This window comes from Mycolicibacterium holsaticum DSM 44478 = JCM 12374 (genome assembly GCF_019645835.1).
Lineage (GTDB): Bacteria > Actinomycetota > Actinomycetes > Mycobacteriales > Mycobacteriaceae > Mycobacterium > Mycobacterium holsaticum.
Window position 1 is genome coordinate 1,892,897 of sequence record NZ_CP080998.1, and the last position, 14,109, is coordinate 1,907,005.

General features: G+C 62.9%; 12 protein-coding genes. All 12 read left to right on the forward strand.

Translation table 11 applies throughout. The features are described from left to right. Positions 1–42 precede the first annotated feature (42 nt). The 12 genes from K3U96_RS09145 (at position 43) to K3U96_RS09200 (ending at position 14,081) form a co-directional block, all read left to right on the forward strand. A complete protein-coding gene (locus K3U96_RS09145) occupies positions 43–1,854 on the forward strand; it encodes a CocE/NonD family hydrolase (RefSeq protein ID WP_230982404.1) in 1,812 nt (603 codons plus the stop codon). Further along, a complete protein-coding gene (locus K3U96_RS09150) occupies positions 1,835–2,716 on the forward strand; it encodes a VOC family protein (protein ID WP_220692785.1) in 882 nt (293 codons plus the stop codon). The genes K3U96_RS09145 and K3U96_RS09150 overlap by 20 nt, the downstream gene beginning before the upstream one ends. A gap of 1 nt (position 2,717) precedes the next feature. Continuing rightward, positions 2,718–2,879: a hypothetical protein gene (locus tag K3U96_RS09155; protein ID WP_165614142.1), complete on the forward strand. Its 162-nt coding sequence runs from the start codon at positions 2,718–2,720 to the stop codon at positions 2,877–2,879. 251 nt (positions 2,880–3,130) lie between these two features. Next, positions 3,131–4,732 carry an acyl-CoA synthetase gene (locus K3U96_RS09160; RefSeq protein ID WP_220692786.1) on the forward strand — a complete coding sequence of 534 codons (1,602 nt, stop codon included), beginning with the start codon at positions 3,131–3,133 and terminating at the stop codon, positions 4,730–4,732. Between the two features lie 99 nt (positions 4,733–4,831). Next, positions 4,832–5,635 (forward strand): MlaE family ABC transporter permease, encoded by an 804-nt coding sequence (locus tag K3U96_RS09165; RefSeq protein ID WP_069405946.1) that lies wholly within the window; start codon positions 4,832–4,834, stop codon positions 5,633–5,635. Further along, the gene (locus K3U96_RS09170; RefSeq protein ID WP_372515072.1) at positions 5,632–6,489 is read left to right on the forward strand and encodes an ABC transporter permease; all 858 of its coding nucleotides are present in this window, start codon (positions 5,632–5,634) and stop codon (positions 6,487–6,489) included. The genes K3U96_RS09165 and K3U96_RS09170 overlap by 4 nt, the downstream gene beginning before the upstream one ends. Positions 6,490–6,493: 4 nt before the next feature. Continuing rightward, positions 6,494–7,867 carry an MCE family protein gene (locus K3U96_RS09175; protein ID WP_220692787.1) on the forward strand — a complete coding sequence of 458 codons (1,374 nt, stop codon included), beginning with the start codon at positions 6,494–6,496 and terminating at the stop codon, positions 7,865–7,867. Positions 7,868–7,927: 60 nt separating this feature from the next. Then, positions 7,928–8,944 (forward strand): MCE family protein, encoded by a 1,017-nt coding sequence (locus K3U96_RS09180; protein WP_220692788.1) that lies wholly within the window; start codon positions 7,928–7,930, stop codon positions 8,942–8,944. After that, positions 8,941–10,191, forward strand: coding sequence for an MCE family protein (locus K3U96_RS09185; RefSeq protein WP_220692789.1), 1,251 nt, complete (start codon positions 8,941–8,943; stop codon positions 10,189–10,191). The genes K3U96_RS09180 and K3U96_RS09185 overlap by 4 nt, the downstream gene beginning before the upstream one ends. Before the next feature lie 29 nt (positions 10,192–10,220). Beyond that, positions 10,221–11,516: an MCE family protein gene (locus K3U96_RS09190; protein ID WP_372515074.1), complete on the forward strand. Its 1,296-nt coding sequence runs from the start codon at positions 10,221–10,223 to the stop codon at positions 11,514–11,516. After that, positions 11,513–12,652 carry a virulence factor Mce family protein gene (locus tag K3U96_RS09195; protein ID WP_069403853.1) on the forward strand — a complete coding sequence of 380 codons (1,140 nt, stop codon included), beginning with the start codon at positions 11,513–11,515 and terminating at the stop codon, positions 12,650–12,652. The genes K3U96_RS09190 and K3U96_RS09195 overlap by 4 nt, the downstream gene beginning before the upstream one ends. A gap of 1 nt (position 12,653) precedes the next feature. Beyond that, positions 12,654–14,081, forward strand: coding sequence for an MCE family protein (locus K3U96_RS09200; protein ID WP_220692791.1), 1,428 nt, complete (start codon positions 12,654–12,656; stop codon positions 14,079–14,081). Positions 14,082–14,109 lie beyond the last annotated feature (28 nt).

Here is a 14,109-nt window from a genome sequence, read left to right on the forward strand (position 1 = left end):
ATGCCCAGATTGTCGCGAAATGCCCCGTAATTGGTGCATCTTATGATCAAATATTCGTGGCCGGTGTGGGAGGCAGCGTACCCGTGCAACGGGCAGAAAGAGGTGAAGATGGCCCACGACGGCCAAGGTATGCAGATTGATTGGGATGTCGAGATCGAAGCCGATGACGGCCTACTCCTTCGCGCAGACGTCTACCGCCCGACGGAGGGGCGACATCCGGTACTTCTCTGCTACACCCCGTATGGAAAAGGGCTGAACTTCGCCGAAGGCCGGCCGGATCAATGGACCGCCCTCTGCACCCAGCACCCCGATGTCCCCACGGGCTCCAGTAATCGCTACGCCAATTGGGAGACGATCGATCCCGAGAAATGGGTTCCACACGGGTACGCGGTGGTGCGTGTCGACTCACGGGGCATGGGGCGCAGCCCCGGATATGTGGACCACTGGTCCCCTCGCGAGACGCAAGACTATTACGACTGCATCGAGTGGGCTGGAACCCAATCCTGGAGTACCGGCCGGGTCGGACTCATCGGAATCTCCTATGTCGCAATGAATCAGTGGCAGGTTGCCGCATTGCGACCACCGCACTTGGCGGCCATCTGTCCGTGGGAGGGTTGTTCCGATCACTACCGCGACGCACGCCGCCACGGCGGGATCCTGTCGACGTTCATCGTCCGCTGGTATCGCAACCGGATCGACAAGGCGCAGTTCGGCGTTGGCGAACGTGGCGGGCGAAATCCCGTCACAGATGTGCCGGTCTTCGGAGACGAAACCTTGCCGCCCGAGGTCCGTGCGCAAAATCGTGCCGACTTGATTGCCGAACTTCACGACCATCCCACGTTCGACGAGTACTTCGAGTCGCTCAACGCGGACCTGTCGGCCATCGAGGTGCCGCTGTTGTCTGCGGCCAACATCGGCGGGCAGGGCCTTCACTTGCGCGGTAACGTCGAGGGCTTCCTGCGCGCGGGGTCGCGGCGGAAGTGGCTTGAGTTCCACAACCTCGAGCACTGGACCCATTTCTACACCGATTACGGGCGGGAACTGCAAAGGCGCTTCTTCGACCACTTTCTCAAGGACGAGCCGAACGGCTGGGACGATGTTCCCCCGGTAATTCTCAACGTTCGCCACGTCGACGGGACTACGTCGCTTCGATACGAACGGGACTGGCCCCTTCCAGGGACTGACTGGACAAAGCTGTACCTAGATCATTTCGACCAAAGGCTCGACCGGAAGCCACCCGCAGGCGAACGGCAGGCGAGCTACCAGGCTTTGAGCGGCGGCCTCACTTACCGTACGGTTTTCGACGTCGATACGGAGATCACCGGGCCCTCGGCCGTGAAGCTCTTCGTCTCGTCATCGACGCGTGACGTCGACCTTTTCCTGGTGCTGCGGGTCTTCGACCCCCTTGGCGACGAGGTCACGTTTGCCGGCGCGAACGATCCGCACACTCCGGTCTCGTTGGGTTGGCTGCGCGGATCGCACCGAAAGCTCGATCCCGTTCAGAGCACGCCCTATCGGCCCTACCATACCCATGACGATCCGACGCCTCTTGTGCCGCAGACCGTTTACGAGCTCGACGTCGAAATCTGGCCGACGTCGATTGTCGTCCCGGCCGGCTACACACTCGCCCTCACGGTGCAGGGGCACGACTATCAGCATGAGTCGTCCGACAGCCAAACCTCGGTGGACTGGTACAACCCCGCCGACGCAATGCACGGAGACACCCGGGATCGACCCGCGGACGTCTTTGGCGGGACGGTCACCCTGCACTCGTCCGATCGTCAACTGCCTTATGTCATCTTGCCTGTCATACCAGCCGAACCTCGGAGGAACAGTGGGAATTCAGCAGATTGAACACCTCGAGCTCTACGTCAACGACGTCGACTCGACCGTAGGTTTCTACCAGGATGTCGTCGGCCTGGTCGAAATCGCGCGCACCGGTGATGCGGTTTATCTGGGCTGCGGGTTTGATGGCAACTGGGATGTCGCGTTCAAAGAAGGGCCCACTGGAGTCAGTCGTGTCGCCTTCCGCGCTGAAGACGTGGCTGAAATCGAATCTGCCGAGCGCGCGTTGAACCAAGCGGGATTGACCACGACTCGCACCGACGGAGCGCATCCGAATCAGGCCGAGGGAATGCGATGGGTTCTTGACTCCGGTCTCGCGGTGGACTACGTGCTGGTGGCTGACAACCGTTACCACGTGCTCGCAGAGCCGACCATCGCGTCACGCCGCGGTTTTCAGCCATTGGACCTGGACCACATCGCAATTCAGTCTGCTGACGTCAAAGCGGCATCGAAGTTGTTCGTCGACGTACTCGGCTGGCGCGAGACCGAACACATCGAATTGGATCCCAGCTCCGAGATGTGGCACGGCAGCTTCATTCGCAAGGGCCTGCTGCACCATGACGTCGCGGTGACGCTGGGGCAGGCACGCATGCACCACTGGGCGCTGGCGATGTCGAGCATCGATCACGTGAAGATGGCAATCGATGTCCTCGCCGCGGCTGGTACGCACCTCGAGCTCGGGGTGAGCCGTCATCGAGCGGGTGGCAACATCTTTGCTTACTTCATCATGCCCGACGGCCACAGGCTCGAATTATCTTGTGAGATGTCGATTGTCAACCATGACACCCCATCGCGAACCTGGTCGGACCGTGCCGGGTTCGACGCGTGGGGCAACCTCTTTCCGACTCCGGACTTTCTCAAGGGGACGTGACGTGACCGACCTCTTGGTAGTGATCGCCTTTGCCACAGCGATTGTGGGTGCGTTGCTGGTCACGTGCTGGAAGGGGTTACGCAGCGATCTCTTCGTCCATTTCGCCCGTGAATACGACTCCTGCGACCAACGTCCGCTCTCCGGCGACCCAGTGGAGGAGTAGTCCGCGGTAGCTCTGCGCGTGCGCGGCATCCGGAAGGTCGCGCCAGCCGACCATGCGCCGAGCCACCACTAGTTTGATCACAAAGATGCCTTTTGAGGCCTAAGAGATTCGAAAATGGCTTTATTTTGATCAAACTATGGGTTACTCTTCGACCCAATGGTCAAGCTGCGACACACCTTCAACTCGCCGGCGAGGCCTTCGGCACACGAGGCGTCTGCGTAACAGCTGTCTGAAATCCAGAGGGGATGGTCATGACGAGCACGGCTTCATCGGCAGCGACCGCGGCCACGGTGGCGCGCGCACGCCAACACGGCTTAGGCGATCTCCTCCGCCGCACAGCACTTCGGTATCCAGCCAAGACCGCCGTCATTGCCGACAACCGTCGAGTGACTTTCCGCGAGTTCGATGCTGCGGTGAACCGGTGCGCGAACAACCTCACCGAAAAGGGCTTGGTCAAAGGCGATCGGCTCGCCATTCTGTCCCATAACTGTTGGCAGTTCGCGGTTTTGACCTTCGCAACCGCTCGGCTCGGTGTGGTGCTGGTCCCGATCAACTTCATGCTCAACGCCGAAGAGATCGCGTTCATCCTCGCCCATTCGGGCGCCAAGAGCCTCGTCGCCGAGGATGCGCTTGCCTCGGTCGCCGAGCGGGCGTTGTCCTCGGCGAGCATCTCTGATGCTGCGCTGGGCTGGATTCCGATGACAGGCCGCCCGCCGACGGGCAACTGGGACAACGTCGACCGCTGGATCGACGCTGGCGACAGCGTGTCGCCGGAGGTGTTGATCGGAGACGATGACCCGCTGCGGCTGATGTACACCTCCGGGACTGAATCGCGGCCCAAGGGTGTCGTGCTCACCTCACGTTCGCTGATCAGCCAGTACGTTTCCTGCGCTGTGGACGGCGACATGAGTTCGGATGACATCGAACTGCACAGTCTGCCGATGTATCACTGCGCCCAGCTTGACTGCTTCTTCTCCGTCGATGTCTATCTCGGTGCAACCAGCATTATCCTGCCCCGACCAGACGCCGAAGCGTTGCTCGAAACGATTGAGCGGGAGAAGGTCACAAAGCTGTTCTGTCCGCCCACCGTGTGGATCTCCCTGCTGCGGCATCCTGATTTCGACGTGCGGGACCTGTCCAGCCTCGCCAAGGGCTACTACGGTGCATCGCCGATGCCCGTGGAAGTGCTCAAGGAACTCTCCCGCCGCCTGCCCAACGTGCGGTTCTGGAACTTCTACGGACAAACCGAGCTGGCCCCGTTAGCCACGATTTTGCGTCCGGAGGAACAGCTTTCACGTGCCGGCTCGGCAGGACGCCCATCGCTGAACGTGGAGACCCGCGTAGTCGACGAGGACGACCTCGACGTTGCCTGCGGCGAAGTCGGCGAGATCGTGCACCGCTCACCGCACGCCACGCTTGGGTACTACAACGACGAAGAAAAGACCGCCGCCGCTTACCGCAGCGGTTGGTTTCATTCTGGCGACCTCGGCGTGATCGACCAGGACGGCTATCTGACGGTGGTCGACCGCAAGAAGGACATGATCAAGACGGGGGGCGAGAACGTCGCCTCGCGTGAGGTGGAGGAGGCCCTTTACCTGCTCGACGGGGTCGCGGAGGTCGCCGTTTTCGGCGTGCCGCATCCGCACTGGATCGAAGCGGTCACCGCGGCAGTCGTTCCCAAAGACGGTGCGGGGCTCACGGCCAAAGAGGTCGAGGAACATGCACGAAAAGTGCTGGGTGGTTACAAGCGGCCGAAGTATCTGGTCTTCGTCGAGTCCCTACCGAAGAACCCGAGCGGCAAGATCCTCAAGAAGGAACTCCGTGTCTCCTATGCGCACTTGGCGCAGTCGTGAGGTTCATCGTGGGCCGCAGTCACCGAGAACCGTCAACCAGCTCACCCGTGAGCAGGTGAGGGCGTGGCCACCGACAGCGCCGAAACGGCGGCGGGGATCATCCGCCGCGCCGGAGATGTCAACCGAACATCGATTGGTTCACCGCGCGCCATCGCTTTGAAACCTCTGCGCAACGTCGGTGGCTTCTGCGCCTTTTCCCTCGACGCGTTCGTGACGATGTTCAAACCACCGTTCGCCTGGCGCGAATTCCTGGAGCAGACCTGGTTTGTGGCCAGGGTGTCACTCATCCCGACCCTGATGTTGTCCATTCCGCTGGTCGTCATGACCGTCTTCACGTTCAACGTGCTGCTCATGGAATTCGGCGCCGCCGACTTCTCCGGCACCGGCGCAGCGATCGGGGCGGTCAACCAGATTGGTCCCTTCGTTACCGTGCTCGTCGTTGCCGGTGCGGGTGCGGCGGCCATGTGCGCCGATCTGGGAGCGCGCACCATCCGTGAAGAGCTCGACGCGTTGCGGGTCATGGGCATTGACCCGATGCAGGCCCTGGTGGCACCGCGAGTGCTGGCTGCCACGGTGGTGGCGTTGCTGCTGTCATCGCTGGTGACGCTCACCGGGCTGACGGGCGGTTTCCTGTTCTCAGTGTTCTTCCAGCATGTCACCCCCGGCGCGTTCGTCGCGGGCATGACGTTCATCACCGGTTTGAGTGACGTGTTGATATCCATGGTCAAGGCAACGCTGTTCGGCTTGGCAGCCGGTCTGATCGCCTGCTATCAGGGCACGACCGTCGGTGGGGGCCCGGCCGGGGTCGGCAATGCGGTCAACGAAACGGTGGTGTTTTCGTTTGTCCTGCTGTTCGTGATCAACATCGTCGTCACCGCGATCGGGTTCGAGGTCACCAAGTGAGCGCGAGCATCGTTCTCCGACAACGTCTACCGCGGACCATGATCGCGGTAGACGGGGCGAGATCGGGCTGGCGGCAAATCGGTGATCAGACCCGATTTTACGGCCAGACAATCATTTCGATCGGCGACGTCTTCGTCAGGTACAAGTCCGAGTTGTTACGACAGGTCGCGGCGATGAGCCTGGGAACCGGTGCGCTCGCGGTGATCGGGGGCACGGTCGCTGTGGTCGCCTTCCTGACCATGTCGACAGGCGGGCTGATCGCGGCGCAGGGCTACAACCAACTCTCCCAGGTCGGGGTGGACGCCCTGGTCGGGTTCGCATCGGCCTTCCTCAACACCCGACTGATCACGCCGTCCACCGCAGGAATCGCCATGGCCGCCACGATCGGCGCCGGCGCGACCGCGCAGTTGGGCGCCATGCGGATCAACGAAGAGATCGACGCACTGGAGGTCATGGGCATCCGCTCGATTGCCTACCTGGCCTCAACGCGGGTAGCGGCCGGGGTGATCGTCGTCCTTCCCCTCTACTCCGTCGCGCTGCTGATGGCCTATACCGCTGCCCGCTTCGGCACGACGGTGTTCTACGGCCAGTCGGCGGGGGTGTACAACCACTACTTCAACACGTTCCTGGTTCCCGGCGATGTAATGCGTTCGTTCGCAGTCACAATCATGCAGGCGGTCGTGATCATGCTGATTCACACCTACTACGGTTACACCGCGAGCGGCGGTCCGGTCGGGGTCGGGGAGGCAGTCGGGCGCGCCACCCGAACTTCACTCGTCGCGTCGAGCTTCCTGATCCTGTTCGTCACCCTCGCCATTTATGGCCAGACCGGCATATTCAACTTCTCCGGGTAGTGCGATGTCGTCCAAAGTGGGAACCCCGCGAATTGCATCCGAGTGGTGGGCTGCGTTTTTGGTTGTCGGATTGACCGTCGCAGTCGCGGTCTGTATGGGCGCGTTCAACCGGTCGTTCACGCCGACGGTGCCCGTCACATTGACTTCGGAGCGCGCGGGGCTGGTGATGGAACCGTACGCAAAGGTGAAGATGCGTGGGGTTCAGGTCGGGCGTGTCGCCATGATCTCCGGTGCGTCCGACGCGGTGACCCTTCGGCTAGAGATCGACCCCGACCAGGTCAAATACATCCCGGCCAACGTCGAAGCCCGTATTGACGCCACATCGCTGTTCGGGTCGAAGTTCGTCGACCTGGTGTATCCCAGAAACCCGGATCCGCAACGACTTTCCGCAGGTGCGGTTCTGGAGTCGAAGAACGTCTCCGTCGAGGTGAACACCGTCTTCCAAAACTTGGTGGAGCTGATCAACCAGATCGATCCGGCGAAGTTGAATGCGATTCTGGCGGCGTTCGCCGAGGGGGTGCGCGGCCAGGGTGAACGCATGGGGGAGGCCACGACAGCCGCAAATGAGGTACTGATCGCGCTTAATCCGCGATCCGAGACAATGCGTGCGAACTGGCGAGCAATCGAAGAGGTCAGCGACACCTACAGCGCGGCCGCGCAGGACATCATCGATACCCTCGGGGCCGCAACAACCACGAGCGTGACGTTGACTGATCAGGCCCGGCAGCTCGACGCACTGCTGCTTGGCGTTGTGGGCATGTCGCGCAGCGGGATCAACGTTCTGGGCCCGAGCAAGGACAGTTTGATCAGAGCCGTCAATCTGATCGAGCCGACCACGAACCTGCTGATGAAATACAACCCGTCATTGACCTGCCTTCTCGTGGGCGCCCAGAACACCCTCGACGGCGGGCTGCGGCACTACGTCGGTGGCGGCAACGGCAAGTCGCTCATCATGGACGCGGCGTTGCTCATGGGTGACGACCCGTACCGATATCCGCAGAACCTACCCGTCATCGCCGCCAAGGGCGGACCCGGCGGCAAGCCCGGTTGCGGATCGCTTCCCGACGTCGCCCAGAGCTGGCCTGTGCGCTACCTGGTGGCCAACACCGGGTTCGGGGCCGGCCTAGACGTCCGTCCCAATCCCGGGATCGGCTTCCCCGGGTGGGCCAACTACCTGCCGGTCACTCGGGCGGTGCCCGAACCGCCGAGCATCCGCTATCCGGGCGGCCCGGCTCCCGGTCCTTTTCCGTACTTCGGTGCGCCGCCCTACGGTGCCCCGCTGTACGGACCCGACGGCACGCCGCTGTACCCGGGCGTTCCCCCGCATCCGCCACCCGGGCCGGGGCCCACCGATCACGGGGAAGCGCCGCCATCGTGATCACGCCGACGCTGCTCAGTCAGCACCATTTGGAAGAGGTGAATCGCCTTGCGACGTAGTATGTCCGGGCTTCTGATCCGCCTGGCAATCTTCTTCGTTGTGTGCGCGTTGGGCGCTTTCGGCCTGATCGCCATCTTCGCGCAGCTCAGGTTCCAGGAGGAGAGCACCTACCACGCCTCCTTCAGCGCGGTGACCGGGCTGGAGAACGGCAACTTCGTCCGCATCGCCGGCGTCGAGGTCGGCAAAGTGAAACACATTGCGATCCAGGATGATTCCACCGCGTTGGTCGAATTCAGTGCCGACGAATCCGTGATCTTGACGGAGGGCAGCCGGGCAGTCATCCGATACGACAACCTGATCGGAGGACGCTATTTGTCGTTGGAGGACGGCGCCGGTGGAACCAGGAAGCTCATCCCTGGTGACACGATCCCGATGACCCAGACCGCGCCGGCACTCGATCTCGACGCGTTGATCGGTGGATTCCGGCCGCTGTTTCGAGCGTTGGAACCCGATCAAGTAAATGCGTTGGCGGGCCAGCTGATCTCGGCGTTTGAGGGGCAGGGGCCCACGATCGGGTCGATTCTCACCCAGACCGCTGCACTGACCAACACGCTGGCCGATCGGGACGAACTGATCGGACAGGTCGTCGTCAACCTGAATACGGTGCTGGGTTCTCTCGGCGATCACACCGACAAGTTCGACAAGGCTGTGGACTCGCTGTCGGAGCTCGTGCACGGGCTCGAGAAGCGCAAGCAGGACATCAGCACTGGGATGGCGCACGCCAACGAGGGCGCCCGCAGTATTGCCGGCCTGCTCGCCGAGGCCCGTGAGCCACTCAAGAAGGTGGTTACCGAAACCGACCGTACGGCAGGAACCGTGCTGGCCGATCACGAGTACTTCGACGACCTGCTCACGACACTTCCGGACGCCTACCGCGTGCTGGGCAGACAGGCGATCTACGGCGACTTCTTCAGCTTTTACATGTGTGAAGTGGTTCTGAAGTTGAACGGTAAAGGCGGCCAGCCTGTTTACGTCAAAGTCGCCAGTCAATCCACAGGCAGGTGCACCCCACGATGAAGCCCTTCAGGGAACGCAACCCGATCACCATCGGCGCCGTCGCGCTGACCTCGGTCGCACTCATCGCCGTCGGTGCCTTCAACTTCAACAAGCTGCCGTTCCTCACCTCCGACACGACGTACTCCGCGTACTTCGACGAGGCGGGCGGTCTGACGACCGGCGCCCCAGTGCAGGTATCGGGCTTTCGCGCTGGGCAGGTGCGCAGGATCGAACTCAAACCCGACGGCGTGCTGGTCACCTTCTCCGTCGCTGACAACATCCGGCTAGGGGAGCGAACCGAGGCCGCCATCAAGACAATCGGCCTGCTGGGTAACAAAGTTGTCGGGATTACGCCGCGCGGGGATGGCCGATTGTCCGGCACCATCCCGATCGAGCGGACCACCTCGCCCTACCAGCTTCCCGACGCCATCGGCGACCTGACGGCGACCATCAGCGGCCTGGACACCGGCCAGTTATCCGATTCGTTGCGGACACTGAGCGATACATTGCGCGACACCCCACCGCAGCTGAAGGTCGCGGTCGACGGCGTCGCCCGGTTCTCCGAAACCCTCAACCGACGCGACACACACCTGCGTGAGCTACTGGCGAACGCCCGCAAGGCCACCGGGGTGTTGGCTGGGCGTACCGACCAGATCGTGGGGCTCATCTCCGACACCAACGCCATGCTTGTGCAACTGCAAAGCCAAAGCGCTGCACTGGACCAGATCTCCGGCAACATCTCGGCACTGGCCGATCAGATTCTCGGGTTCATCACCGAGAACCGGTCGACCATGAAACCGGCGCTCGACAAGTTGAACGGAGTGCTCGCAACAATCGACAACCGCAAAGCCGAAGTGCGGGAAGCATTCCGCGGCCTGTCCGCGTACGTGATGGCGCTCAGCGAATCGGTGAGCTCCGGGCCGTTCTTCAACGCCTACGTCGCCAACTTGTTGCCCGGTCAGTTCGTACAACCGTTCGTCGATGCCGCCTTCTCCGACTTGGGTTTGGATCCGAACGTGCTTGCGCCCTCGGAGCGTACCGATCCGCAGGTCGGCCAGCCCGGCACGCCGGCGTTGCCGGTGCCCTTTCCGCGCACCGGGCAGGGCGGCGAGCCGCGGCTACATCTGCCCGACGCCATCACCGGTAAACCCGGTGATCCGCGCTATCCGTACCGCGAGCCGCTACCGCCGCCGCCACCGGGCGGACCGCCGCCAGGGCCTCCGGCGCAGCCGTCGGCCGAACACGCTTCCGGGCAGGGTGACCGATGAGCAGGGCACACACGCGTATCGGCGTAATCATGGCCTTGATTGTTTCCCTGGTCGGCGCGGCGGCCCTGTTGATTGGGTCCGCGCGGGAGACGAACCGCACCCGTGTGGTGGCGTACTTCCAGAACAGCAACGGCGTCTTCGTCGGCGATGACGTCCGGATCCGAGGCGTCACTGTCGGCAAGATCGACGCCATCGAACCGCAACCCACGACGGTGAAGATCACGTTCTGGGTGGATGGCTCCTATCCCGTTCCGGCCGACGTCAAGGCAGTGATTCTGTCGCCAACACTGGTGACAGCAAGGTCAATTCAGCTCACCCCGCCGTATCGGTCAGGCCCGACCCTGCCCGACGATGCGGTGATCGGTGAAGACCGCACTGCGGTACCGATGGAGTGGGACGACTTCCGCGGTCAACTCGAACGGCTCACCGAGGCGCTGGAGCCCACCGAAGCAGGTGGTGTCAGCACCCTGGGCTCTTTCGTCAACACCACGGCTGAGAACCTGAGGGGGCAGGGACCGGCGATTCGCGATGCGATCATCAAACTTTCGCAGGCGCTGTCGTCTCTCGGTGATCACAGCGACGACATGTTCACCAGCGTCAAGAATCTGTCTTCGCTGGTGTCGGCGTTGCAGGACAGTACGGTGCTGATACGACAGCTCAACAGGAACCTTGCGTCTGTCACGGGACTGCTGGCCGACGACCCCGGCGAAGTGGCGCACGCCATCGAGGACATGAATTCTGTCCTTGGCGAGGTGAAAACGTTCGTTGCCGACAACCGCGAAAGTATCGGCACGACGTCGGAGAAGTTGGCGTCAGTGTCCCAGGTGCTGGTCGACAGCATCGACGACATCAAGCAGTTCCTGCACGCCGCTCCCACGGGACAGGCCAACCTGATCAACTCGTATCAACCCGCCCAGGGCACCCTCAGCGGAGCGTTGTCGGCCAACAACTTCAGCGATCCCATCACCTTTCTGTGCGGCGCGATACAGGCCGCATCACGGCTGAACGCTGAACAGTCGTCGAAACTGTGTGTGCAGTATCTGGCGCCGATCGTGAAGAACCGCCAGTACAACTTTCTGCCGCTCGGGCTCAACCCATTCGTCGGCGCCAGCGTACGTCCCAACGAAGTCACCTACAGCGAGGACTGGATGCGGCCGGATTACGTTCCACCCCAACCGATACCGCAGGTGGATCACTCCTCGCCCCTGCCCGCCGAGGTCCCTTTGCCTGATGCGGCGATACCGGGCGCGGAGCAACCGGGGCGGCAAACCGATCCGGGCGCCGGGTTACCCGGAATGATGGTTCCGCCCGAGGCGGCACCATGACGCGGGCACGACGGTGGCGAACCGCCGGTGTGGCGGCAGCGCTCGTGTTGAGCACAGTGTTGTCCGGGTGCGGTTGGCGTGGATTGAACGCCCTTCCGCTGCCCGGCACTCAAGGTCGTGGCCCGGGCTCCTTCACGATCCAGGCGCAGATGCCCGATGTGCACAACATTCAGCAGAATTCGCGCGTCCGCGTGGGCGACGTGAACGTCGGCACGGTCACCACGATCGAACGACAAGGTTGGCACGCCCTGGTGACGATCAGGCTCAACGGCGACGTCAACGTCCCCGCCAACGCCACGATCTCGGTCGGGCAGACCAGCCTGTTGGGATCGCTGCACATCGAACTCGCACCGCCGACCGACACGCCGCCACAGGGCAGGCTGCGCCAAGGGTCCGTGATCCCCCTGTCGTCGGGCCGCGCTTATCCGTCGACCGAACAGACACTCGCCGCGGCGTCACTGCTGCTCAACGGCGGCGGAATCGGACAGGTTCACGACATCACCAAGGCATTGAGCACCGCATTCGCCGGCCGCGAAGACGATCTGCGGAGCCTGCTGGTGCAGCTGGACACGTTCATGGACCGGGCGAACGATCAAACCAGCGACATCATCGCTGCCACCGAAAGTTTCAACCGGCTCGTCGGACAGTTCGCTGCGCAGCAACCCGTCGTCGACGAGGCGCTCGAAGCGATCCCAGATGGCCTGGCAGTCCTCAACAGCCAGCGCGACAACCTTGTCGAGGTATTCGATCAGTTGGGCAAGTTCAACGCGCTGGCCGCCGACTCGGTCCACCAAACCCGCGCCGCGCTGGTTCAGGAACTCAAAGACCTCGGCCCGGTGCTCGAGTCGCTTGCGAACGCCGGGCCCGCCTTGACGCGTTCGCTCGACCTACTGACCACCTATCCCTTCCCGAAGGACACGCTGACCAAGTGGATGCGCGGCGACTACGCCAACGTGACCGTCGTCGCGGACCTGACCCTCAGCCGGATGGACTCGGCTTTGTTCACCGGAACTCGCTGGGAGGGCGACCTCACGGAGTTGGAACTGCAATGGGGTCGCACCATCGGCCAGCTGCCCAGCCCCTACACGGCAAGTAACCCGCTGATGGCGCCTTACCGCTGGGATCAGGGGCCTTAACATGCATCTCAACAGACGAGTCCAGTTGCAGCTGGTGTTCTTTGCCGTGATCTTCCTGTTCGCCGGCGGCGCCATGGCATTGACGTATCTCAGAGTGCCGAATCTTCTTTTCGGCGCCGGCCAGTACCAGGTCACCGTGAACCTGCCCGCCGCCGCCGGGCTTTACGCCAATGCCAACGTCACCTACCGAGGCACCGAAGTCGGGCTCGTCAAGGATGTGCAGTTGAGCCCGACCGGCGTGGACGCCGTCCTCACCATGCAGACCGGCATTGACATACCCGCCGACCTGGATGCGCGCGTGCACAGCCAGACGGCGCTGGGGGAACAGTTCATCGCGCTCGTGCCGCGCAGCGATGGCGGCCCGATGCTGAAGAACGGCGACGTGATTCCCGTCGACCGCACAACGGTGCCTGCCGACATCAACGCGCTTCTGAGTGCGACCAACCGAGGCCTGCAAGCGATTCCGCACGACAACCTGAAGACGGCCATTGACGAAGCGTTCACCGCCGTGGGCGGTCTGGGTCCCGAACTGTCCCGGATTGTCAGATCCAGCACCACATTGGCCATCGATGCGCGCGACAACCTCGACGCGTTGACCACCCTGATCGACGAGTCTCAGCCGATTCTGGATACCCAGATCGACACCTCGGAGTCGATTCAGGCGTGGGCCGCCAACACCGCGCAGATCACCCGCCAGGTGCAGGAGAACGACGCGGCGCTGCGCGGCATTTTGGACACCGGTCCGGACGCCGCCGACGCGGTTCGCAGCATGCTTGATCGCGTGCAACCGACCCTGCCGGTTTTGATGGCGAACCTGGTCAGCGTCGCTGACGTGGCCGTCACCTACCAACCCAACTTGGAACAGCTCCTGGTGCTGACCCCACCGGGGCTGGAGATCCTGCAAGGCGCCGGCCTGGCGAACCGCGACACGAAACAGGACTACCGCGGGCTTTACCTGTCGTTCAACCTGAACCTCAACCTCCCGCCACCCTGTATGACCGGATATCTGCCGGCTCAACAGCGACGAGCACCCAGCGAGGTCGACTACCCCGACCGTCCCGTCGGTGATCTGTACTGCCGGGTGCCACAGGACTCGCAGTTCAACGTGCGCGGCCTGCGCAACGTGCCCTGCGCCGCCCGCCCCGGCAAGCGCGCTCCGACAGCCAAAATGTGTGAGAGCGAAGAGGATTACGTGCCTCTCAACGACGGGTACAACTGGAAGGGCGACCCGAACGCCACGTTGTCCGGGCAGTCCGTTCCGCAACCTCGCCCCGAAACGCCGACGCCGGTAGCGATTGCGCAGTACGACCCGAACTCGGGCACCTATGTCGGATCCGACGGCCGCACCTACACGCAGTCCAACCTCGCGCGCAGTGCGCCCGAGGGCCGGACATGGCAGCACATGCTGCTGCCTCCCACAGATCCGTGAGCCCGATTCCGGCGCGCAGCCGCAAAAG